Raw genomic sequence first — 24047 nt, 5'->3', positions numbered from 1 at the left:
GAACTCCTAATGTAGGTGACTCAACGCCTATCCTTGCGCGCGGCACCATTGCGCCGGATCACTCGGGTGACCCTGCCGACGAATAGCGAAATACAGCGCTGGTGTGTCCTGCCCGCCACTGCTACCGACAGTGGAGATGGACTCACCGGCTTTTACCACGTCACCCGCAGACTTGAGCAGCGTCTGGTTGTGACCATAAAGACTCAAAAAACCGTTGCCGTGGTCGAGAATCACCAGCAGACCGGCGCCACGCAACCAGTCGGCGAACACCACGCGACCGCCATGCACGGCGTGAACCTGGCTGCCGGCGGAGGCGCTGATCATCACGCCGTCCCACTTGGTACGGGTATCGTCGCCACGGGATTCACCGAAGCGCGCAAGCAGTCGACCATCGACGGGCCATGGAAGTTTGCCGCGAGTTGAAGCAAAAGCACCGCCGAAGGTCTCGCCTGAACTTGAAACCAGCACCCCGGGTGTCGATTTAACGGGTTTGCGTGGGGCATCAGTCGTGGCATCGGCCTGTTCCTGAGCCTCACGTAAACGCTTTTTTTCGGCTTCCTGCTGGGCGATGAGCGCTTTTTGTCGCGCTTCTTCAGCCTCTCGAGCCTGGCGGGCCAGGGTTTCTTCGATGGTTTTAAGGACTTTAGACAGGTCTGCCTGATCCTGCTCGCGGGCGGCCAGCTTCTGATCGCGAGCCTTCACGTCGTCGCTCAGCTTGGCCAGGACTTGCTGACGCTCCTTGCGAACCTTGTCGAGTTCGTCGCGCTGGCTGTCGAGGCTGCTTTTCTGCACCAGCAATTGCGCTTGCTGCAAGCCGATGTCTTTTTCGACATTGGCCAGTTGGCGCAGGGTTTCGTTGAAATTCTTCAGCTGCTCCAGGCGGGCCTGGCTCAGGTAGTCGTAATAGGTGAGGGTGCGGGCGAATTTTTCCGGATTTTGCTGGTTCAGCAGCAGCTTCAGGTACTCCTGCCGGCCGTTCTGGTAGGCCGCACGGGCCTGAATGGCGATCAGTCGTTGCTGTTCAGTGCGCGCGCTCTGGAGTTTTTTTTTCTCACCATCGAGTCGCTGCAGCTCGGATTCGCTTTTCTTCAGCTCTTTTTGCAGGGCCTCGACCTGCTTCTCGAGCTTGCCCATCTCGGTCTCGGTGCCTTTGAGGTCTTTCTGCACACCGGATTTTTCTTCTTGCAGCTTGCCCAGCAGTTTTTTCAGCTCGGCAATGTCCTGACGCGTAGCGTCCAACTGTTGTTGGGTTTGCGCGCGCTCGTCAGCGAAGGCCGGTTGGAGCAGGCAAGTCAGAGCAAGGGCTATCAGGACGCGAAGCATAGAGGCGGGCGACACCAGGGAAAGGGACGGCCTAGTATGCCCGCCAAGCGCCGCAAAAAAAACGCCCAATTGGGGTTGTGTGATCACCGGGCTGGCAAGTGGGTGTAATTAATTTTTAAAACCACCAGAAACCACTGTGGGAGCGGGCTTGCCCGCGATGACGTCCTGACATTCAACATATTAGTTGGCAGTCAGATTGCTATCGCGGGCAAGCCCGCTCCCACAGGGTTATGTGGTTTTTAGAGAGACCGGTTACACCAGAATCGAAGTACCGGTCATTTCAGACGGTTTTTCCATCCCCAGCAACATCAGCATGGTCGGCGCCACATCCGCCAGCACGCCGCCATCGCGCACCTTCAGGTCACGCTTGCCGACATAAATGAACGGCACCGGCTCGGTCGTGTGAGCGGTGTGAGCCTGGCCAGTGGATTCATCGGACATTTGCTCGACGTTACCGTGGTCAGCCGTGATCAGCGCTTCACCACCGACCTTGTCCAGCGCATCAACGATGCGGCCAACGCACAGGTCCAGGCATTCAACGGCTTTCACCGCCGCATCAAACACACCGCTGTGGCCGACCATGTCGCCGTTGGCGTAGTTGACCACGATCACGTCGTAACGCTGGTTTTCAATGGCGTCGACGATGCGGTCGGTGACTTCCGGGGCACTCATCTCGGGCTGCAAGTCATAGGTGGCGACTTTCGGCGACGGGATCAGGATGCGCTCTTCGCCCGGGAACGGTTCTTCGCGACCGCCGGAGAAGAAGAAGGTCACGTGGGCGTATTTTTCGGTTTCAGCGATGCGCAGCTGCGTCTTGCCGTTTTTCGCCAGGTAATCGCCCAGCACGTTGTCCAGGCTGCCGGCGGCAAAGGCCGATGGCGCGGGAATGCTGGCGGCGTATTGGGTCAGCATGACGAAGCCGGCCAGTTTCGGCTGGCGCGCACGCTCGAATTCCTTGAAGCCGTCTTCGACGAACACACGGGTCAACTCACGGGCGCGGTCGGCGCGGAAGTTCATGAAGACCACGGCGTCGCCGTCTTCGACTTTCACCGGCTCGCCGATGGAGGTGGCTTTGACGAATTCGTCGCTCTCGCCACGCTCGTAAGCGGCTTGCAGGCCTTCCTGCGCGGTGGCGGCGTTGAATTCTCCGTTGCCGTCGACAATCAGGTTGTAGGCCTGGGACACGCGGTCCCAGCGGTTGTCGCGGTCCATGGCGAAGTAACGGCCGACAATGCTGGCGATCCGGCCTTTGCCCAACGCCTGGAAGGTCGCATCGAGCAGTTCGATGGACGACTGGGCGCTTTTCGGTGGCGTGTCGCGGCCATCAAGGAAGGCGTGCAGGTAGATTTTTTCGGCGCCGCGCTTGTAGGCCAGTTCGGCCATGGCCACCAGGTGATCCTGGTGACTGTGAACACCGCCATCGGACAGCAGGCCCATAAAGTGCACGGCTTTGCCGGCAGCAACGGCTTTATCCACCGCAGCGCAGATGGTCGGGTTCTCGAAAAATTCGCCGTCGCGGATCGATTTGGTCACGCGAGTAAAGTCTTGATACACCACGCGACCGGCGCCCAAGTTCATGTGTCCGACTTCGGAGTTGCCCATCTGGCCGTCCGGCAGGCCAACATCCATGCCGCTGCCCGAGATCAGGCCGTTCGGCACAGTGGCCCACAAGCGGTCCAGTACGGGCTTCTTCGCCGCAAACACGGCGTTGGATTCAGGGCTCTCACTGTGACCGAAGCCGTCGAGAATAATCAGGACCAAAGGTTTAGGCGTGGTAGTCATGGATTCCGCTCGTGGCTGAATGAAAAGAGGGGCAATGAAAAAGGGAGTGGCAGTTTAAAGCTAAGTTCCGACGGCGTCACCGCCGGACGGGGTTTGGCCCACCATAGTGGCTGTGTATACTGGCCGACATTTTAACGCCCTGGAACCTCCTTCGATGGTTGCTAACCTGATTCAATTCGCCACTAACCACTATCTGCTCGTCGGTATCTTCGTCGTACTGCTGGCGTTGCTGATCGCTTATCAGATGCAAGGCGGCGGCCGCAGCCTGAGCACCGGTGAACTGACCGGGCTGGTCAACAAGGACGCGGGCGTTGTGATCGACATTCGTCCGGTCAAGGATTTCGCCGCCGGTCACATTGTTGGCGCGTTGAATATTCCCCACGACAAACTGACTGCTCGCGTCGGCGAACTGGAAAAGCACAAGGCCAAGACCATCATTCTGGTCGATGCCATGGGCCAGACCGCCGGCACCCATGCCCGCGAACTGATGAAATCCGGCTTCACCGCCGCCAAGCTCTCCGGCGGTATCTCCAGCTGGAAAGGCGATAATCTGCCGCTGGTGAAGTGATATGAGCAACGTCGTCGTCTATTCCAGCGATTACTGCGGTTATTGTTCCCGGGCCAAGCAACTGCTCGAGAACAAAGGCGTGGCCTTCGAAGAGATCAAGGTCGATGGCAAGCCGCAGGTGCGGGCCGCCATGGCCCAGAAGGCCGGACGTACGTCCGTGCCGCAGATCTGGATCGGCGAGCGCCACATCGGTGGCTGTGATGATTTGTTTGCCCTTGAGCGTGCCGGCAAGCTCGACGCCATGCTCAAGGCCTGAACGCCTTCCCTATAAGACCCCAAGATCAGAAAGGATCTGAGATGACTGACCAACAGAACACTGCAGCTAGCGAAGAAGACACCGCACCGCAATTCTCCTTGCAGCGCATCTACGTACGTGACTTGTCGTTCGAAGCCCCGAAAAGCCCGGCGATCTTCCGCCAGCAGTGGGAACCGAGCGTCGGTCTGGATCTGAACACTCGTCAAAAGGCCCTGGAAGGCGACTTCCACGAAGTCGTGCTGACCTTGTCCGTCACTGTGAAAAACGGTGATAACGGCGAAGTGGCGTTCATCGCTGAAGTGCAACAGGCCGGGATCTTCCTGATCAAGAACCTGGACGACGCTTCGATGAGTCACACCCTCGGCGCGTTCTGCCCGAACATCCTGTTCCCGTACGCTCGCGAAACCCTGGACAGCCTGGTGACCCGCGGCTCGTTCCCGGCCCTGATGCTGGCTCCGGTGAACTTCGACGCGCTGTACGCACAAGAACTGCAACGCATGCAGGCGGCTGGCGAGACCCCGACCGTTCAGTAAGCGATCTCAAGCAGCAAAGCAATATCAATGTGGGAGCGAGCCTGCTCGCGATAGCGGTGTGTCAGTCGACATTAATGTTGTCTGACACACCGCTATCGCGAGCAGGCTCGCTCCCACATTTGTTATGCGGTGTTACTTGAACCCGAGCTGGCGCCAGCCTTCGTAGACGGCGACCGCCACGGTGTTCGACAGGTTCAGGCTGCGGCATCCCTCACGCATCGGCAAGCGCAGGCGTTGTTCGCCGGGCAGTGCATCGAGCACTTCGGCGGGCAAGCCACGGCTTTCCGGGCCGAACAGGAACGCATCGCCTTCGGCAAAACTGGCATCGTGGAACGGTCGCGAGCCCTTGGTGGTAAAGGCGAACAGCCGTGGATGACCGAGGCTTTCCAGGCAACTGGCGAGGTCCGCGTGGCGTTGCAGGGTGGCATACTCGTGGTAGTCGAGGCCGGCCCGGCGCAGGCGCTTGTCGTCCATCTCGAAGCCCAGCGGTTCGATCAAATGCAGGTGGCAGCCACTGTTGGCGCACAGCCTGATAACGTTGCCGGTATTCGGCGGAATTTCTGGTTGGAAGAGGATGACGTGAAACATGCACGGCTCCGAAGGTAATGATGGCGGGCATTCTACGCCGCCCGTCGATCCACGTTCGAAACTATTACCGCGTGTAATGGGTTCGCTGGCGATTGTCGGACTGATGGTGGGGCTGATGATCGGTCGCCTGACCACGCCTGACCCCAGCGAATTGCAGCAGGTCGAGGTGACGGACGATGGGCTGGTGGTGTGGTTCAACAACGAACCCAAGACCCATGGCGAGTTCGTCGACGGCAGCCTCGCGTTGCTGTTCGAAGCGCAAGGCAAGGCGCAGAAAGGTCAGCTCAAGCTCAACGACAAGGTCGTGAACTGGCGGACGCGCTTGAGTGATGGAGGGTTGTTGCTGACGGTAGTGGCGGCCCGGCCACTGCAGGGCGAGTGGACCGGTAGCGAGGTCGATGACCGCTGGCGGCTGGAGATCCATCTCCGGGAGCAATAAAAGAGGGAATCCCCGGCCTGCCTGTACCAAGGTTCCCAAAACGGCAGGGCTCGCGCATTGCGTCGAGCCCGGTGTAAAGAAGGAACCCCTGACCTGCCTGTATCAAGGGCCCCAAAACGGGTTGGGCTCGTCGCCTGTGCGGTGTGAGCCCGATGTAAAGAGGGGAATCCCCGGCCTGCCTGTACCAAGGTCCCCGAAACCGGATAGTGAACTGAATCACTGAATGGACTATTGCAGGGGGCGTGCCAGGTTTTAACAAGTTGAAACAGAATGTCGCGCTGAAACGTCGAAAGCCCCGTATTCCGGGGCTTTCGTGTTTTTTCAATAGGGGTTCGATTGCGAACGCAGGCGGGATTTCGGATCTGTTGCCGTGCGCGATTGCGGTTCACGGTGCATTGCGGCGGTGCACTAAGGCCCTAAAAGCTTCGCGGGCAAGCCTCGCTCCTACAGGATCTGCGCCAATTTTGAAATGGCGCCAATCCTGTAGGAGCGAGGCTTGCCCGCGAATGGATCTATCGAACGGCGATGATTTAAAGGCGCTGTTTAACCCTCTTCCCCTTCATCATCATCCCCACCATCAACCTTCATCCCCAATTCCTTGATCTTGCGCGTCAGGGTGTTACGCCCCCAGCCCAGCAAAACCGCAGCATCGCGACGACGCCCCGCGGTGTGTTTCAGGGCGGTCTCGATCATGATCCGCTCGAAGGCCGGTACGGCGCTGTCGAGCAGGCTCGACTGACCGCGAGCCAGCGCCTGATCAGCCCACTGGCGCAACGCTTGCTCCCAGTTGGTCACCGGCGCCGAATCCTGCGGCAGGCTCAACAGCTCTGGCGGCAGGTCGCTGATGTGCACTTCGCGTCCCGAAGCCATCACCGTGATCCAGCGGCAGGTGTTCTCCAGCTGACGCACGTTGCCGCCCCACGGCAGGTTTTTCAGGTATTCCTCGGTTTCGCTTTTCAGCAGCTTCGGTTCCACCGCCAGTTCTTGCGCAGCGCGGCTGAGGAAGTGCTTGGCCAGGGTCGGGATGTCTTCGCGACGGTCCGACAGCCGTGGAATGTGGATGCGGATCACGTTGAGGCGGTGAAACAAGTCTTCACGGAATTTCCCGGCGTGCACCAGGGTTTCCAGGTTCTGGTGGGTCGCAGCGATGATGCGCACATCAACCTTCACCGGCGTATGACCGCCAACGCGGTAGAACTCGCCGTCGGCCAGTACGCGCAGCAAGCGAGTCTGGGTGTCTGCCGGCATGTCGCCGATTTCATCGAGGAACAGCGTGCCGCCGTCCGCCTGCTCAAAGCGCCCGCGACGCAGGTTGGCCGCGCCGGTGAATGCGCCTTTCTCATGGCCGAACAGCTCGGATTCCATCAGGTCTTTCGGAATCGCCGCCATGTTCAGCGCGATGAATGGCGACGCTGCCCGTGGACTGTGACGGTGCAGGGCGTGGGCCACCAATTCTTTGCCGGTACCGGACTCGCCATTGATCAGCACGGTGATGTTGGAGTGGCTCAAGCGCCCGATGGCGCGAAACACTTCCTGCATCGCCGGCGCTTCGCCGATGATTTCCGGGGTACGGGTCAAGGCAACCGGGACTTCCAGGCCTTGCTGTTCCTGAGCGTGCTGGTTGGCGCGCTTGACCAGCGACACCGCTTCATCGACGTCGAACGGTTTTGGCAGGTACTCAAACGCGCCGCCCTGATAGGACGCGACAGCGCTGTCCAGATCGGAGTGCGCAGTCATGATAATCACTGGCAGCCGTGGGTGTTGCTCGCGAATCCGCGCCAGAAGGTCCAGACCGCTGGCACCCGGCATGCGGATGTCAGAGATGATCACGTCCGGCTGCTGGCGCGCCAGGCGGCTCATCACGCCATCGGCGCTGTCGAAGCTTTGCGTGGTCATGCCTTCCTGCTGCAAGGCTTTTTCCAGGACCCAACGGATAGAACGGTCGTCATCGACGATCCACACGGTTTCACTACGGCTCATGTCGATGTGGCTCCTTGTTCCAGGGGCAGGAAGATCGAGAAAGTGGTGTGGCCTGGGTGGCTGTCACATTCGATCAAACCCTGGTGCTGGCTGATGATGTTCTGGGTAATGGCCAGGCCCAGCCCGGTACCGTCCGGACGGCCGCTGACCATGGGAAAGAAGATGGTTTCTTGCAGGTCCGCAGGAATGCCAGGACCGTTGTCGATGATTTCGATCTTGGTCACCAGGCGATGACGCACGTGGCCGATGGTGAACTGGCGCATGGCGCGGGTACGCAGGCTGATGCGGCCCAGGCGCAGCTCGTTCTGGCTGCTGATGGCTTGCATCGCGTTGCGCACGATGTTCAGCACCGCCTGAATCATTTGTTCGCGGTCGATCAACACGTCAGGAATGCTTGGATCGTAGTCGCGCACCAAAGTGATGCAGCCCTGACTTTCCGCTTCCACCAGGTGACAGACGCGTTCCAGTACTTCGTGAATGTTGCACATGGCCAGTGACGGCAATTTGTTGGAGCCGAGCATGCGGTCCACGAGGTTTCGCAGGCGGTCGGCTTCTTCAATGATGACGTTGGTGTAATCGCGCAGGCTTTCTTCCGGAAGTTCACGGGCGAGCAGTTGTGCGGCGCCGCGAATCCCGCCCAGCGGATTCTTGATCTCGTGAGCGAGGCCGCGCACCAGCATTTTGCTGGTTTCCTGCTTCGACAGCTGCGCCTCTTCCTTGGTGATCCGCAGCAAGCGGTCGCGGGGATGGACTTCCAGCAGCAGCATCGTGGCGCCGTTGGCCAGGATCGGTGTTACCGCGTAGTCGACGGTCAGCGTCTGGCCGGTGAGGGCGGTGAGCATCGCTTCGCGCTTGGTGAACGGGTGGGCCTGCTCAACCGCCTGGCGCAGAGAATTCAGCGCTTCGGTGGATTCGGTGAACAACTCGCTGATGAACTGCCCATGGCTGCGCTGACCGCTAATGGCCAGGAGCATCTCCGCCGCCGGGTTCATGTACTCGAGGCGCAGTTCGGCGTCGAGCAGAATGGTGGCGGTGGTCAGATTGTCGAGTAGCAAGCGGTGTAGTGCGTCGCTAATGGTCATCAGGACCTCTTTTGGAGCGGGGCGTGCGCAAGAAACAAGCGCTGATACGAGGAAAATGCAAAAACCAAACCAAGGCTCCGAAAAGAAGCGTTTAAGGCCTGAAACGGGCGTTTGACGCTCGTTTGCGTGGCGTTCTGCCAGCTTTCGCGGGTACTTTCGAACCAAAATGGGTTGAGATGTGGGAACGGTGCAGTCTATCGCACCAATATAGTGCGCAAACCTGAGCAAGGTTAGAAGAAGCGCAGGAACGGATTTTTTTCTTCTTCAGGTTTGTCTTTGAGCGGACATTCCGGCCGTTGGCCGTAGTCGGTCAGGACGCAAGGTTTGACCTTGCGTTTCTGCGCGAGGGAAATGCGCAGCATCTGGAAGGGTTGATTGGCCGTGCGTTCGACGGTGCGGCCTCGTTCGTCGAGGATTTCCACGGACAGGTTGTGGCTGCCACGGTCGATGTTGCTCAGGGCAAAGACCGGGCTGAGGCCGGGCTCGGCAGTTGGTTGGCCGTCGAGCAGCAATCGGTAGCGATGGCCTCGTTGCAGGCCGGGTTCATTGGTGACACTGACGATCAATTCGCCGGCGTTGCTACGGACCGTAGCGTCTGGTTCCGGGACCAGCACACGGAGCATGTCGTAGTGGAACAAGGGTTTATCTTCGGTTTTTTGCTTAGTAAGCACCGGCGCCGCCCCGGTGGGGTTGGCGGACATGCGATTGCTCGTCGCCAGCGGTACACGCTTGGCGTTTCCCGAGCCTGGCTGGTCGGTGTAGACCCGGTTGCCGTGAGCGTCGACGTAGGTGAAGACATCGGCCGTTACCGGCAGCGCGATCAGGCACGCGATCAACAGCCACAACCTCATGGCTTGTGCACCCGTTGCACGGTGAACGTCACCGTCGGGCTCTGCTGAACGAGGTTCTCGCCATCGATCACCTGTACCGCCAGGCTGTGTTCGCCACGGTCGATGTTGACTAGCTGCAGGATCGGTACGTTGCTCGACTGCCCGTAGGGTTGATCATCCAGCAGCAACCTGAACCGGTGCGGCGCTTGAAGGCGCGGTTTGATCATGACGCTGACCGTGAACGTGCCGTTGTTGGCGCGCAGGGCTTCGTCGGTGGGTAAACCGGTCAACTCCAGCACCTCGTAGGCGCTGCGGGGCTGTTCGCTGTTAGTGGCTTCGGCAGGCGGGGCAGGAGGCGCCTGGCGCTCAACGCTGTTAAGCGGTGGCAACTCGACCGACTGAGCCTTGACGCCATCGGGTGGTCGATTGCTGTAGGCGGTGTTGCCAGAGGCGTCGGTGTACTTATAGATCTGCGCTGCGGCGGGCAGGGCGATCAGCAGCAACATCAAAAGAAAACCACGACCCATAAAATCGACCAGAAACGAAAGCGTTGGGTTGCAGCATAGGTCAGGGGGTGGCGATTGACCCAGCTCGTTAACATTTGGGCATGAATTGCTGAAATCCCTCAAACACCAAAAAACCCTGTGGGAGCGGGCTTGCCCGCGATGACGGACTGTCTGAGTCATTAATATCGGATGTGCCGACGCCATCGCGGGCAAGCCCGCTCCCACAGGTTTCTTCATTGACCGCTAAATTGCGGGCATAAAAAAGACCTCCCGAAGGAGGCCTCTTTTTGTCACGCTGCGTGCCGCAGCGCTACCGGATCAGCAGCTGTAGTACAGCTCATATTCCAGTGGGTGTACGAAGGTGCGTACCTTGATTTCTTCTTCGCTTTTCAGAGCGATGTAAGCGTCGATGAAGTCATCGGAGAACACGCCGCCTTTGGTCAGGAACGCACGACCTTTGTCCAGCTCTTCCAGGGCTTCTTTCAGGCTGCCGCAAACTTGTGGGATCTCTTTCGCCTCTTCAGGCGGCAGGTCATACAGGTTTTTGTCAGCGGCGTCGCCAGGGTGGATCTTGTTCTGGATGCCGTCCAGGCCAGCCATTACCAGGGCAGCGAAGGCCAGGTACGGGTTGGCTGCTGGATCCGGGAAGCGGGCTTCGATACGGCGAGCGCGAGGGCTGGACACGTAAGGAATACGGATCGAAGCGGAACGGTTGCGAGCCGAGTAGGCCAGCATTACCGGAGCTTCGAAACCTGGGACCAGACGCTTGTAGGAGTTGGTCGACGGGTTGGTGAAGCCGTTCAGTGCCTTACCGTGCTTGATGATGCCGCCGATGAAGTACAGGGCGGTGTCGGACAGGCCGGCATAGCCTTCGCCAGCGAAGGTGTTCTTGCCATCTTTGGCGATGGACAAGTGAACGTGCATACCCGAACCGTTATCGCCGTACAGAGGCTTAGGCATGAAGGTAGCGGTGCGGCCGTAAGCGACAGCAACGTTGTGCACGCAGTACTTCAGGGTCTGAACTTCGTCAGCCTTGGCGACCAGGGTGTTGAACTTCACACCGATTTCGTTCTGACCGGCAGTTGCCACTTCGTGGTGGTGAACTTCGATGACCAGGCCCATTTCTTCCATGGCGTTGCACATGGAGGTACGGATTTCGTGGTCGTGGTCGAACGGTGGAACCGGGAAGTAACCGCCTTTGATACCTGGGCGGTGGCCATGGTTACCGCTTTCGATGTCCTGGTCGGACATCCACGAACCTTGTTCGGAGAAGATCTTGAACATCGAACCGGAGATGTCGGACTTGAACTTCACTTGATCGAAGATGAAGAACTCAGGCTCCGGGCCAACGAATACGGTGTCGCCGATACCGGTCGACTTCAGGTATTCCTCGGCACGCTTGGCGATCGCACGTGGGTCGCGATCGTAGCCTTGCATGGTCGACGGCTCGATGACGTCGCACACGATGATCAGCGTTGGGTCTTCGGTGAACGGGTCGAGAACGGCAGTGCTGTCGTCCGGCAGCAGGATCATGTCGGAGGCTTCGATGCCTTTCCAGCCAGCGATGGAGGAACCGTCGAACATTTTGCCTTCTTCGAAGAAAGCTTCATCCAGCGCGTCGCGAGCCGGCATGGTCACGTGGTGCTGAGTGCCTTTGGTGTCCGTGAAGCGCAGATCAATCCACTTGACGTCATGATCTTTGATGAGTTGAACCGACTTCGACATAGTGTCCTCCGGGTGGCTTCGGGCTTAGTAGTGGATGCCCTTAGAATGTGGGTGATGCCGGCGCGAATACTCTGCCAAGGCAACCTGCCTCACAAGGGAGCAAATTGCATGCCAGTGCCCCACCATGGGTTTTTTGCCCCAATATCACGCTTATAAAGGCACAAAGCGTCTGCGAGCTGAAAATCTCGCCCTACAATGTAGCGTTAAAATCAGTAAATGACCCGTTTTGGTGCGAGCAAAACCTTCTGCACATTAACTGGTTAAACCTTGAGCAATTTCCGCTATAATCCGCGCCCCCCTTTTTCGGCTGGCCCAGCGCGCGCTGTTTTCATGAAACTTATCGTAAAAGTCTTCCCCGAGATCACCATCAAGAGCCGCCCGGTACGGATGCGTTTCATCCGCCAGTTGGCCAAAAACATCCGTACCGTGCTCCGCGACCTGGACCCGGCTGTGGTGGTGAACGGTGTGTGGGACAATCTCGAGCTGGAAACACGCGTCAGCGAGCCCAAAGCCCTGAAGGAGATGACCGAGCGCCTGAGCTGCATGCCAGGCATCGCGCATTTCCTGCAAGTCGACGAATACCCGCTGGGCGACTTCGACGACATCGTCGCCAAGTGCAAGCAGCACTTCGGTGATGCGCTGGCCGGGAAGATCTTTTCGGTGCGCTGCAAGCGGGCCGGCAAGCATGAATTCAGTTCGATGGATGTCGAAAAATACGTCGGCAGCCAACTGCGTCGTCAGTGCGGCGCCGCCGGAATCTCGCTGAAAGAGCCGGAAATCGAAGTTCGCATCGAAATTCGCGACAAACGGTTGTTTGTGATCCACAACCAGCACAACAGCATTGGCGGATATCCGCTGGGTGCCCTGGAACAGACGCTTGTGCTGATGTCCGGCGGTTTCGATTCGACCGTTGCGTCTTACCAGATCATGCGCCGTGGCCTGATGAGCCATTTCTGCTTCTTCAATCTGGGTGGACGGGCCCATGAACTGGGCGTCATGGAAGTCGCGCACTTCATCTGGAAGAAGTACGGCAGCTCCCAACGCGTGTTATTTGTGAGTGTGCCGTTCGAGGAAGTACTGGGAGAAATTCTCGGGAAAGTCGATAACAGTCATATGGGTGTAGTTTTGAAGCGTATGATGTTGCGCGCTGCTTCCCGTATTGCCGATCGGCTGGACATCGACGCGCTGGTTACCGGCGAGGCGATTTCCCAGGTGTCGAGCCAGACACTGCCGAACCTGTCCGTGATCGACTGCGTGACCGACAAGCTGGTCTTGCGTCCGCTGATCGCCAGTCACAAGCAGGACATCATCGACCTGGCCAACGAAATCGGTACTGCCGACTTCGCCAAGCACATGCCGGAATACTGCGGGGTCATCTCGGTGAACCCCAAGACTCACGCCAAGCGACCGCGCGTGGAGTACGAAGAACAACAGTTCGACATGGCAGTACTTGAGCGTGCGCTCGAGAACGCCAAACTGGTGCCGATCGATCGCGTGATCGACGAATTGGGCCAGGATGTGCAGATTGAAGAAGTCAGCGAAGCGCTGGCCGGTCAGATCGTCATCGACATCCGTCACCCGGATGCCGCTGAAGACGACCCGCTGGACTTGGCTGGCATCGACATAAAAACGATGCCGTTTTATGCATTGAACGCTCGTTTCAAGGAACTGGACCCTACTCGCCAGTACCTGCTGTATTGCGACAAAGGCGTGATGAGTCGCCTGCATGCCCACCATTTGCTCAGTGAGGGGCATGCCAATGTGCGCGTTTATCGACCGAGCTAAGAGCCCGGGGCTGTTTGCCTGTGGCCTGCGTCACCGGCCCCCCGACTCTGCCGTCAAGCCGTAACGGCAAGGCCTGACTCTACTGTTAATCGCTGCCACGACCTGTCAGCACACCGAATCCTCTGATCGAGATACACAAGTGATCGAAAATCTACGCAACATCGCCATCATTGCTCACGTTGACCATGGTAAGACCACCCTGGTAGACAAACTCTTGCGTCAATCCGGCACCCTGGAGCGCAACGAGCTCAACGACGAGCGCGTGATGGACTCCAACGACCAGGAGAAAGAGCGCGGTATTACCATTCTGGCGAAAAACACCGCCATCAACTGGAACGGCTTCCACATCAACATCGTGGACACCCCGGGCCACGCCGACTTCGGCGGCGAAGTTGAACGCGTAATGTCGATGGTTGACTCCGTTCTGCTGCTGGTTGACGCTCAAGACGGCCCTATGCCGCAAACCCGTTTCGTGACCAAGAAGGCTTTCGAAGCCGGCCTGCGTCCAATCGTGGTCATCAACAAGGTTGACCGTCCAGGCGCGCGTCCGGACTGGGTTCTGGACCAGATCTTCGACCTGTTCGACAACCTCGGTGCTACCGAAGAACAGCTGGACTTCAAAGTGGTCTACGCCTCGGCCCTGAACGGCATTGCCGGTCTGGAACACACCGACATGGCTGAAGACATGACCCCGCTGTACCAGTCGATCGTCGACAACGTACCTGCGCCGAAAGTCGACCGTGACGGTCCGTTCCAGATGCAGATCTCCGCTCTGGACTACAACAGCTTCCTGGGTGTTATCGGCGTTGGCCGTATCGCTCGTGGCCGCATCAAGCCGAACACTCCGGTTGTCGCTATCGACGCCGACGGCAAGAAGCGTACCGGTCGTATCCTGAAGCTGATGGGTCACCACGGTCTGCACCGTATCGACGTTGAAGAAGCAGCTGCCGGCGACATCGTCTGCATCAGCGGCTTCGACCAGCTGTTCATCTCCGACACTCTGTGCGACCCACTGAACGTCGAAGCGATGAAGCCGCTGACCGTTGACGAACCAACCGTTTCCATGACCTTCCAGGTAAACGACTCGCCTTTCTGCGGTAAAGAAGGCAAGTTCGTGACGTCCCGTAACATCAAGGAACGTCTGGACAAAGAACTGCTCTACAACGTTGCCCTGCGCGTTGAAGAAGGCGACACCGCCGACAAGTTCAAAGTCTCCGGCCGTGGTGAGCTGCACCTCTCGGTACTGATCGAAACCATGCGTCGCGAAGGCTTCGAAATGGGTGTTGGTCGTCCGGAAGTGATCATCCGTATGGTTGACGGCGTGAAGCACGAACCGTACGAAAACGTGACCATCGACCTGCCAGAAGAATCGCAAGGTTCGATCATGGAACAGATCGGTATCCGTAAGGGCGACCTGACCAACATGGTTCCGGATGGCAAGGGCCGTGTGCGCCTTGAGTACAACATCCCGGCTCGTGGCTTGATCGGTTTCCGTAACGAGTTCCTGACCCTGACCTCCGGTGCAGGCATCCTGACCTCGATCTTCGACCGTTACGACGTGATGAAGTCCGGCGACATGTCCGGCCGTCAGAACGGCGTGCTGGTTTCGGTTGCTACCGGTAAGGCTCTGACTTACTCGCTGGAAACCCTGCAAGCTCGCGGCAAACTGTTCCTGGGTCACGGCGAAGACGTGTACGAAGGTCAAATCGTCGGCATCAACAGCCGCGACAACGACCTGGGCGTCAACCCAACCAAAGGCAAGAAGCTCGACAACATGCGTGCTTCGGGTAAAGACGAAACCATCGCTCTGGTTCCGCCTATCCGTTTCACCCTGGAACAAGCTCTGGAATTCGTTCAAGAAGACGAATTGTGCGAAGTCACTCCTAAGTCCATCCGTCTTCGCAAGAAGATCCTGGGCGAAAGCGAGCGTACCCGCGCTGCCAAGAAAAGCGGTAACTGAGTCTCGACTTAGTTAGCAGCTAAAAAAACGCCCCCGACCGCAAGGTCGGGGGCGTTTTTGTTTGTCTGGGGATTGTGCGGTGTTTGTGCCGGCCCCTTCGCGGGCAAGCCTCGCTCCTACGGATCTACAAAAACTGTAGGAGCGAGGCTTGCCCGCGAAAGCGATCTATCAGGCAGCGAGATTGCGGATCAGAATTTTTCGAGGGTGCGGCGGCTTTCGCTGGTCTCGCGCGCCACTTCTTTGGGCTTGTAAGCGCAATACCCCGGCCGTGGCCCGATTTTCGGGTGATTGCGGCAGGTGTCCGGGCGCTTTTCATAAATAGTGCACAGACGGCTCTTACGATCCAGGTACAGGCAATCGTTGTTGCTCATGCGCTGGAGGGTGAAGATCTCGGTTTTCTGGCTGTAGCGCTCGACGATCCCTTCCTTCTGCAGTCGCTTGGCGATGTTCTTCGCAGGATCGCCGCGCTCGAACTCGTCGACGATGCCGATACGGATCAGATCCTTGATCTTGACCTCGACCGGCAGGGTGCAGCAGCTGGATACACATGAGCCGCACATCGGCGCAGAATACTTGGCCCAGGTATCGAGGCGATCGATCTCTGCGGCAGCGATCAGGTTGGACTTCATCATCGGTTGTTACCAGCGTGTGCATCAGGGCGCGCGATCATACCGGGACTGGTGGATTTTTGAACAACCTTTCGCCAGATTTTTTCTCCGTCACCCAAATAACACCGTTAATCCGGCACGGCCCCTGCATTGATTCAGGTACACGACAATGTAATGCCGGCCTATCTCGCACTATCAGGAAAAACTGCCGAACCAGAGCCCCGACCGCCTGTCAGACCGTCTAGGCTCAGACAACTCAACGCTCGCTCGAGGTCCTATCGATGACTCAAGAACCACTTGTTCGCGAAGCAGAGGTGGCCGCATTTCGCGATGCCGTCTTGACCAAACTCACCTACGCGGTGGGCAAAGACCCGGATCACGCCTTCGACCACGACTGGTTCGAAGCCATCGCCCTGGCAGCGCGCGATCACATGGTCGAGCACTGGATGGATCACACCCGGCAGATTTACCGCAAAGGTCAGAAACGGGTTTATTACCTCTCCCTGGAATTTCTCATCGGCCGGCTGCTCTACGACAGCCTGAGCAACCTCGGCCTGCTCGACGTCGCCCGCGAGGCCCTGACTGAACTCGGCGTCGACCTGGAACGCATCCGCCTGCTGGAGCCCGACGCGGCCCTGGGCAACGGCGGCCTCGGTCGTCTGGCGGCGTGCTTCATGGAAAGCATGTCGACCCTCGGCATCGCTGGTCACGGCTACGGCATTCGTTATGAACACGGCTTGTTCCGCCAGGCCATCGTCGACGGCTGGCAGCAGGAGCAGACCGAACACTGGCTGGATTTCGGCAACCCCTGGGAATTTGAACGGCCTGAAGTCGTTTACCCGATCGGCTTCGGCGGCAGTGTCGAAACCGTGACCGATGAGAACGGCAAGTCCAAGCAAGTCTGGTCCCCGGCGGAAACCGTGCGGGCCATTGCTTACGACACGCCAGTGGTCGGCTGGCGCGGGGCGAGCGTCAATACGCTGCGCCTGTGGCGTGCCCGTGCCATGGAAGATTTGCACCTGGAACGCTTCAACGCCGGTGACCACTTGGGCGCTGTGGCCGAAGTCGCCCGGGCGGAAAGTATCTCCCGGGTGCTCTACCCGGCGGACAGCACCGAAGCCGGTCAGGAATTGCGCCTGCGCCAGGAGTACTTCTTCGTCGCCGCGTCCTTGCAGGATCTGCTGCGCCGCCATCGCAACATGCACACCTCGGTCCTGACCCTGGGTGACCACGCGGCGATCCAGCTCAACGACACGCACCCTTCGATTGCCGTGGCCGAGCTGATGCGTCAACTCGTCGATGTCTACGACGTGGCGTGGGACGCCGCGTGGCAGGTCACGGTCGATACGCTTTCGTACACCAACCACACGCTGTTGCCGGAAGCGCTGGAAACCTGGCCAGTCGGTTTGATGGAGCGGATGTTGCCGCGGCACATGCAGATCATTTACCTGATCAACGCCCAGCACATCGATTCGTTGCGCGCCAAAGGCATTCACGACTTCGACGTGCTGCGTGCGGTGTCGCTGATCGAAGAAGACAACGGCCGCCGCGTGCGCATGGGCAACCTGGCGTTCCTCGGTTCCCACAGCGTCAACGGCGTGTCCGCGCTACACACGCAGCTGATGCGCAAAACCGTGTTCTCCGAACTGCACAAGCTCTACCCGGAGCGGATCAACAACAAGACCAACGGCATCACCTTCCGCCGCTGGCTCTACCAGGCCAACCCTGAACTGACGTCGATGATGGTCGATGCCCTCGGCCCGGATCTGTTGGACAACGCAGAAGAACGCCTGCTGGAACTGGAGCCCTTCGCCGAGAAAAGCGCTTTCCGCAAAGCCTTCGCCGAGCAACGTCTGCACAGCAAAAAAGCCTTGGCCTACCTGATTCATGAGCGATTGGGGATCGCGGTCAATCCGGCGGCGATGTTCGACGTGCAGGTCAAACGGATCCACGAATACAAACGCCAGTTGCTCAACCTGATGCACACCGTGGCGCTGTACCAGGCGATTCGTGCCGAGCCGGAAATCGATTGGGTGCCGCGGGTGAAAATCTTCGCCGGCAAGGCCGCAGCCAGTTATCACCAGGCCAAGTTGATCATCAAGTTGACCAACGACATCGCCCGGGTGGTGAACAACGACCCGACGGTGCGCGGCCTGCTCAAAGTGGTGTTCCTGCCCAACTACAACGTCAGCCTGGCGGAGAGCATCATTCCGGCGGCGGATTTGTCGGAGCAGATTTCCACCGCAGGCTTCGAGGCCTCGGGCACCAGCAACATGAAGTTCGGCCTCAACGGCGCGCTGACCATCGGTACGCTGGACGGTGCCAACGTCGAAATGTGTGAACGCATCGGTGTCGAGCACATGTTCATCTTCGGCCTCAGCGCTCAGCAGGTTGAAGCGCGCAAGCAGAACCATGAGTTCAACGCGACGCCGGACATTGCCGCGTCCCATCGACTTAACGACGTGCTGCAAGCGATTCGTGGCGGGGTGTTCTCGCCGGATGATCCGTCCCGTTACGCAGGTTTGATCGATTCGTTGATCGACTACGACCGCTTCCTGGTCTGCGCCGATTTCGATTCCTACTGGGATGCGCAGATGCGCGTGGAAGCCCATTGGCACGATTCTGAAGCCTGGTGGCGGTCGGCGGTGTTGAGCACCTCCCGGATGGGCTGGTTCTCGTCCGACCGGACCATTCGCGAGTACGCCACGGAGATTTGGAAGGCGTTGGAGTAACTTTTAGCGACAAATGTGCGCAAGGCCCAACGTCCGTTGGGCCTGATCGATATACTAAGCCCCAGTTTCAGTGAGTGCTGCACCAACGCCTTCGCGGGCAAGCCTCGCTCCTACAGGACGTATACAAGTCGCGGTAGGAGCGAGGCTTGCCCGCGAAGGCGTCAGCGCAGACGCCACAAGGCAATGGGCCGCTTAGGGATATCGACCATGCAATGGATGTTCATGCTGATTGGGCTGGTGCTGGGCTGGATACTCGATGAGTCGTTCAGCGATGCGCTGTTGGGCGCGTTGCTCGGGCTGGGTATCGGCCAGGCCATTCGCCTCGGCCGTCTGGATTCAGAAACGGTCGAGCAGCGTCGTCTGCTGGAGCAGGCGCAGGTTGCTCTGAATGGGGTGCAGCAACGCCTGACATTGCTGGAGGCGTCTGGCGTCACAGCGCCGCAAATCATCGAGCCGGTTGCCGGCGAAACCGCCCCGTCTCCTGAATTCATCCTCGATGAAATTCCTGTCGAAGCCCCGGAGATGATCTGGGAGCTCCCACCCGAACTTGCACCGATGGCCGCAACGGCAGCGCAAACCAGCCGTCCGCTGCCCGACGATGTCTGGAAACCCGAACCGGTCACCCGCGAACCGCAACAACCCGCGATCCCTCGCGGACCGAATTTCATCGAGCGGGCCATCAGCGGCGCGCGCAACTGGCTGTTCGGTGGCAACACCGTGTTGCGGGTTGGCGTGGTGCTGTTGTTCCTCGGTCTGGCGTTCCTGCTGCGTTATGCCACCGAAGGCATGGTGGTGCCGATCGAACTGCGTTACGCCGGGGTTGCGGCGGCTGCGTTGGGCCTGCTCGGTCTGGGTTGGTGGCTCAGAACACGCAACAGCAACTACGCACTGATGCTGCAAGGCACCGGGATTGCCGTGTTGTACCTGACGGTGTTTGCCGCGATGCGCTTGCATCCATTGCTCGATCCGACAGCAGCGCTGGGCCTGCTGGTCGCAGTGACGGTGTTCTCGGCGATTCTCGCCATCACTCAGGATGCGTTGGGCCTGGCCGCTGCCGCTGCACTCGGCGGTTTCGCCGCGCCAATACTGACCTCCACCGGCGCCGGCAACCACGTCGCGCTGTTCAGCTACTTCGCTCTGCTCAATGCCGGCATCCTCGCCATCGCCTGGTTCAAGGCCTGGCGACTGCTGAACCTGATCGGTTTCGTCGGCACCTTCGGCATCGGTTTCGCCTGGGGCCTGCGCTCCTACACGCCGGAGCTGTTGTGGAGCACCGAGCCGTTCCTGATTCTGTTCTTCCTGATGTACCTGACCATCGGCCTGCTGTTCGCCCGGCGCAAGTTGCTGGAGATGAGCGACGCGCCCGAGGACGGCAGCCGCGAGGCGCTGCTGCGCTGGTCGGCGCGTAAGGGTGATTACGTCGACGGCACGATGCTGTTCGGTCCGCCGCTGGTGGGTTTCGGTTTGCAGTTCGCGCTGGTTCAGCATCTGGAGTTTGCCGCGGCGTTCAGTGCCTTGGCGTTGGGCATGATCTACATGGGGCTCGCCCGGCTCCTGATGGGCGGCCGCGCATTGCTGCTCGCGGAAACCTGTCTGGCGCTAGGCGTAATCTTCGCCAGCCTCGCGATTCCGCTGGGGCTCGACGCTCGCTGGACGGCCGCCGCCTGGGCCGTCGAGGGCGCGGGAATCTTCTGGCTCGGCCTGCGTCAGCAACGACCGCTGGCTCGTGCATTTGCTTTGCTGCTGCAACTGGGCTCGGCGCTGGCGTTTGTCAGCGGACTGCGGATCGGCGACGGCAGCTTGCTCGACGGCGCTCCACTGGGCGCGTTGATGCTCGGCGCGGCGTTGTTGTTCAGCTTCTATCAGTTGCGCAAAGCCTTGCCCGAACAAACATCGGCATGGGAACGCAAAGGGCTGCCGGTATTGGCCTGCCTCGGCCTGACCTTCCTTTATCTGTTGGCGCCGTTGTTCTTCCTGACCCACGGCACCGCGATCAGTTGGGCGCTGGCGGGGTTGGCGACGTTGTTTGTCGGCTTGCGTCTGCAATCGCGCACGTTCCTGTTCACCGCGTTCGCTGTGCAATTGCTCGGCGGTGCGTTGTTCCTGTTGCGGTTGCAAGGCTCCAGCGGTGAATCGGCTGCCGTGTTCAGCGCGGGCTGGAGCGGTTTGCTCAGCGCGTCCCTGATTGGCCTGGCGTTGATCGCCGGCATGTTGCTCGCTGCTCGCGATGAGATGGTGCGCAGCGACGTTCGACTGTTGCGCGGCTTGTCGGTGGTGTTGCTGGCCGGTCTGGTGCTGATCAATCTGGCGGTGCTGTTCGTGCTGCCATGGCAAACCGCGAGTGCGGTGTGGGCGGCCAGCGGCTTGTTCATCATTTGGCTCAGTCTGTACCTCAAGCAGCGTGTGAGTTTTGTCTTCGGCCTGCTGTTGCAGGTGATTGGCGGCGCGGCGTTCCTGTTCGCCGGTCCGGACCTGCTCGAGCCGCTGGCTAGCGAAGGTTTGAAACCTCTGGCCCACAGCGGCTTCTGGACACCGCTGGTGCTGGGCCTGGCCGCCATGGTCGGGGCGTGGCGCTTGCAGCTCGGCAACCATGCCTCGGCGTTCGATGTGCTGAGCTTGCAGCGTTTGTCCGAAGTGCTGCTGGTCTGGGGCGCAGGTTGGTGGGCGCTGGCGTGGATCAGCGAAGTGCTGCGCTTTGCACCGCTGAATCTGCAAGCGACCTCGCTGCTGGCTGTTGCCGCCGTGAGCGTGGCGCTGTGTACGGTGTTGGCGCTGCGTTTGAAATGGTCGGCGCTCGGCCGGCTCTGCACCTTGCTGATTCCCGCTGCCGGTCTGGTACTGCTTGCGGCGTGGCACTCGCGTTATCACCCGGCGGCCAACTTTGGCTGGCTGGTGTGGGCGGCGGTGTTCGTCGTGCACTTCATCTCCCTGCGACGCTTGGCGCCGATGTTGCCGGCGCGCGCGCTGAGCACTGCCCACGTGCTTGGCTGCTGGCTGTTGATCGGCGTGATGGCGCTGGAGTTACGTTACGGTTTGCTGCTGTTGTCCGAGCAATACAACGCCTGGCGCTGGCTGGGCTGGGCGATCCTGCCGAGTGTCTATCTGGTGCTGATGGCTGCGCCGCGCAATTGGCCATGGCCAGTGGCGGCTTATCCTCGCGAATACCGCTTCTACGCAGCTGCTCCGTTGGCAGTGCTGATGCTCGGCTGGTTCTGGCTGGCGAACATCGTCAGCGACGGCACCGCCGAACCTCTGCCCTATGTGCCGCTGATCAACCCATTGGAGCTGGGTCTGCTGTTTGCGCTGTTCGGCGTCTACGTCTGGTCCCGCAGCGCCGTCACTCAACTGTCGATTCGCAAGGACTACGTGGATCACGCCACGCAACTGATCGCCGGGGTTTCGCTGTTCGGGTTCTTCACCGCTCTGGTGATGCGCACCGCGCACCATTGGGGCGGTGTGCCGTTCGAGCTGGATGCGTTGCTTGAATCGATGCTGGTGCAGGCAGGTCTGTCCATCGTCTGGACGTTGATGGCGCTGAGTCTGATGATCGGCGGCCATCTGCGTCATCGCCGCGAAGTGTGGCTGATCGGCGCCGCGCTGATCGGCGTGGTGGTGGCCAAATTGTTCTTTGTCGAATTGAGTAACCGCGGCGGCCTTGCGCGGATCGTGTCGTTTATCGGCGTCGGCGTGTTGCTGCTGGTGGTGGGCTATTTCGCGCCGCTGCCGCCCAAGCGTGCCGAAGCTGCGCCGGATGTTGAAAGGCCGGCCCCTGAAACCGAAGGAGTGTCGTCTTGAGTCAGAAGTTGAACCTGGGCTGGTTGAGCGCTGTTGCGCTGGGTGTGGCGCTGTCCGCCAGCGCTCAGGAAAAACCGGCGGATTTTGCCACGCAAGTGCCGTTGTCGGTGAGCGGCGAGGGACCTTGGTATCGCCTCGAATTACCCTTGAGCGTGCAACTGAATGCCCGGCAAACGGACCTCAGCGATATTCGCGTGTTCAACGCTGTCGGTGAGGCCCTGGCCTACGCCTTGGCTCGCGAGGCGGCGTCAACCCGGGAAAATCGCACGTTGACCGACGTGAAATGGTTCCCGCTGTACACCTCGGCGGACGCCACGGAGCGCGCGCCGGGCATTCGCGTGCAATCCAGCGCGAACGGCACGTTGGTCGAAGTGCAGCCGTCCACTCAGCTGGAGGCGGGCGAAGAAGTGCTGCGCGGCTGGTTGCTCGACGCCAGCGGCATCAAGGCGCCGTTGCAGCAGTTGATCCTCGACTGGACCAGCGAGCGCGATGGCTTTCAGCGTTTCACCATCGAGGCCAGCGACGACTTGCAGCATTGGCAGTCGTGGGGCGAAGGCCAGGTGGCGCGGCTGACGTTTGCCGATGAACGGGTCGAGCAGCATGAAGTCGGCTTGCCGGGGCAGTCGGCGCGTTATCTGCGCTTGCTGTGGAATTCACCGCAATCGGCGCCGGCGCTGACGTCTGCGCAGCTGCAAAGCGCGAGCACCCGCAGCCTGCCGCTGCCGTTGGTCTGGTCGCAACCGCTGGCGGGCAACAGCGTGAAGGCGGGTGAGTACACGTGGCAGTTGCCGATGGGTCTGAACGTCGAGCGGGTGCAGATTGAGCTGAGTCAGCCCAACAGCCTAGCGCCGGTGACGTTGTCCGGTCGTCGCGAAAGCAGTCTGCCGTGGCAGCCGCTGACCAGCGGTTTGCTCTATCGCCTGACTCAGAGTGGCCAGGACGTGGTGCAGAACGAATTGCAGCTGTCGGGGCAAACCGTGCAGCAGTTGAAGCTTGTCGTGGATGAACGCGGCGGTGGCTTGGGCGCTGAAGCGCCGACGGTGAAGTTTGCCGTGCGTTCGACGCAATTGGTGTTCCTGGCGCGCGGGGCAGGGCCTTATACGCTGGCGCTGGGGAGTGCGACGGTGAAGGCGGCGAACCTGTCGTTGTCGACGCTGATTCCGGATTACAGCGCGGCGAAGTGGGCGGCGTTGGGCAAGGCTTCGGTGGAAGGTGCGGCGGTTGTGAGCAGCACATCCACGGTGACCGCAGCAGCGACAACGGACACGAACTGGAAGAAGTTCGGGTTGTGGGCAGTGTTGCTGTTGAGCGTTTTGTTTTTGGCGGCGATGGCGTTCAGTTTGCTGCGCAAGCCCCCGGTAAAACCTTGAAGGCGGGTGCTTCGCACCCGATCGCCAGCAGGCTGGCTCCCACAGTTAATCGCATTCTCCTGTGGGAGCCAGCCTGCTGGCGAATGCGGTTTATCGGACGGTAAAAATGCCGGTTTCGAACTACGCTAAACCCGGCGCATGAACTCTATTGGGCGTATCACGTCTGATAGGAGGAAATGCGCCTC

General features: G+C 59.8%; 18 protein-coding genes. 9 read left to right on the top strand and 9 right to left on the bottom strand.

Features of this window, described 5'->3' with window-relative positions:
- Positions 1–27: 27 nt before the first annotated feature.
- Together ACYZT6_RS24450 and gpmI are read right to left on the bottom strand one after the other, a co-directional pair.
- Positions 28–1323, bottom strand: a complete 1296-nt coding sequence (locus ACYZT6_RS24450) for a murein hydrolase activator EnvC family protein (RefSeq protein ID WP_462028967.1) — start codon at positions 1321–1323, stop codon at positions 28–30.
- Between the two features lie 252 nt (positions 1324–1575).
- Positions 1576–3105, bottom strand: coding sequence for a 2,3-bisphosphoglycerate-independent phosphoglycerate mutase (gpmI, locus tag ACYZT6_RS24445; protein ID WP_462028966.1), 1530 nt, complete (start codon positions 3103–3105; stop codon positions 1576–1578).
- A gap of 154 nt (positions 3106–3259) precedes the next feature.
- Between gpmI and ACYZT6_RS24440 the strand changes: the two genes are divergently transcribed.
- From ACYZT6_RS24440 to secB, 3 genes are read left to right on the top strand one after another with little or no spacing between them, the layout of a single operon-like run.
- The gene (locus ACYZT6_RS24440) at positions 3260–3673 is read left to right on the top strand and encodes a rhodanese-like domain-containing protein (protein ID WP_462028965.1); all 414 of its coding nucleotides are present in this window, start codon (positions 3260–3262) and stop codon (positions 3671–3673) included.
- A 1-nt stretch (position 3674) separates the two neighbouring features.
- Complete coding sequence (gene grxC, locus ACYZT6_RS24435; RefSeq protein WP_214380251.1) at positions 3675–3929, top strand: glutaredoxin 3; 255 nt, start codon at positions 3675–3677, stop codon at positions 3927–3929.
- A gap of 41 nt (positions 3930–3970) precedes the next feature.
- Positions 3971–4462 (top strand): protein-export chaperone SecB, encoded by a 492-nt coding sequence (gene secB, locus ACYZT6_RS24430; RefSeq protein ID WP_462028964.1) that lies wholly within the window; start codon positions 3971–3973, stop codon positions 4460–4462.
- A 132-nt stretch (positions 4463–4594) separates the two neighbouring features.
- Here the strand turns inward: secB and ACYZT6_RS24425 are convergent, their stop codons facing one another.
- A complete protein-coding gene (locus ACYZT6_RS24425) occupies positions 4595–5050 on the bottom strand; it encodes a tRNA (cytidine(34)-2'-O)-methyltransferase (protein ID WP_007949025.1) in 456 nt (151 codons plus the stop codon).
- Between ACYZT6_RS24425 and ACYZT6_RS24420 the strand changes: the two genes are divergently transcribed.
- Entirely contained in the window at positions 5049–5489 is a 441-nt protein-coding gene (locus tag ACYZT6_RS24420; protein WP_462028963.1) for a hypothetical protein, read from the top strand. The two genes, ACYZT6_RS24425 and ACYZT6_RS24420, sit on opposite strands and share 2 nt — an antisense overlap.
- 543 nt (positions 5490–6032) lie before the next feature.
- Here ACYZT6_RS24420 and ntrC read toward each other — a convergent pair.
- From ntrC to glnA, 5 genes are all read right to left on the bottom strand, one after another.
- Positions 6033–7469 carry a nitrogen regulation protein NR(I) gene (gene ntrC, locus ACYZT6_RS24415; RefSeq protein WP_010464563.1) on the bottom strand — a complete coding sequence of 479 codons (1437 nt, stop codon included), beginning with the start codon at positions 7467–7469 and terminating at the stop codon, positions 6033–6035.
- Positions 7466–8551: a nitrogen regulation protein NR(II) gene (gene glnL, locus ACYZT6_RS24410; protein ID WP_109627482.1), complete on the bottom strand. Its 1086-nt coding sequence runs from the start codon at positions 8549–8551 to the stop codon at positions 7466–7468. Before glnL ends, ntrC begins: the two co-directional genes overlap by 4 nt.
- Before the next feature lie 230 nt (positions 8552–8781).
- Positions 8782–9402, bottom strand: a complete 621-nt coding sequence (locus ACYZT6_RS24405) for a DUF4124 domain-containing protein (protein ID WP_462028962.1) — start codon at positions 9400–9402, stop codon at positions 8782–8784.
- Positions 9399–9908 carry a DUF4124 domain-containing protein gene (locus ACYZT6_RS24400; RefSeq protein ID WP_462028961.1) on the bottom strand — a complete coding sequence of 170 codons (510 nt, stop codon included), beginning with the start codon at positions 9906–9908 and terminating at the stop codon, positions 9399–9401. Before ACYZT6_RS24400 ends, ACYZT6_RS24405 begins: the two co-directional genes overlap by 4 nt.
- A gap of 297 nt (positions 9909–10205) precedes the next feature.
- Positions 10206–11612, bottom strand: a complete 1407-nt coding sequence (glnA, locus tag ACYZT6_RS24395; protein ID WP_438658868.1) for a glutamate--ammonia ligase — start codon at positions 11610–11612, stop codon at positions 10206–10208.
- A gap of 330 nt (positions 11613–11942) precedes the next feature.
- Between glnA and thiI the strand changes: the two genes are divergently transcribed.
- Positions 11943–13397: a tRNA uracil 4-sulfurtransferase ThiI gene (thiI, locus tag ACYZT6_RS24390; protein ID WP_462028960.1), complete on the top strand. Its 1455-nt coding sequence runs from the start codon at positions 11943–11945 to the stop codon at positions 13395–13397.
- A gap of 139 nt (positions 13398–13536) precedes the next feature.
- On the top strand, positions 13537–15357 hold the full coding sequence (typA, locus tag ACYZT6_RS24385) for a translational GTPase TypA (protein ID WP_438658870.1): 1821 nt from the start codon (positions 13537–13539) through the stop codon (positions 15355–15357).
- A 188-nt stretch (positions 15358–15545) separates the two neighbouring features.
- On the opposite strand, the gene ACYZT6_RS24380 is transcribed toward typA, so the two are convergent.
- Positions 15546–15986, bottom strand: a complete 441-nt coding sequence (locus tag ACYZT6_RS24380; RefSeq protein ID WP_462030006.1) for a YkgJ family cysteine cluster protein — start codon at positions 15984–15986, stop codon at positions 15546–15548.
- 260 nt (positions 15987–16246) lie between these two features.
- On the opposite strand from ACYZT6_RS24380, the gene ACYZT6_RS24375 reads away from it, so the two are divergent.
- The 3 genes from ACYZT6_RS24375 (at position 16247) to ACYZT6_RS24365 (ending at position 23862) form a co-directional block, all read left to right on the top strand.
- Positions 16247–18697 carry a glycogen/starch/alpha-glucan phosphorylase gene (locus tag ACYZT6_RS24375; RefSeq protein ID WP_462028959.1) on the top strand — a complete coding sequence of 817 codons (2451 nt, stop codon included), beginning with the start codon at positions 16247–16249 and terminating at the stop codon, positions 18695–18697.
- Between the two features lie 207 nt (positions 18698–18904).
- On the top strand, positions 18905–22492 hold the full coding sequence (locus ACYZT6_RS24370) for a DUF2339 domain-containing protein (protein WP_462028958.1): 3588 nt from the start codon (positions 18905–18907) through the stop codon (positions 22490–22492).
- On the top strand, positions 22489–23862 hold the full coding sequence (locus ACYZT6_RS24365) for a DUF3999 domain-containing protein (protein WP_462028957.1): 1374 nt from the start codon (positions 22489–22491) through the stop codon (positions 23860–23862). Before ACYZT6_RS24370 ends, ACYZT6_RS24365 begins: the two co-directional genes overlap by 4 nt.
- Positions 23863–24047: the final 185 nt, after the last annotated feature.

The sequence above is a fragment of the Pseudomonas sp. RT6P73 genome, from assembly GCF_054897715.1.
The sequence above is the reverse complement of the archived record's forward strand: the minus strand, read 5'-3'. Positions and strand labels throughout refer to the sequence as shown.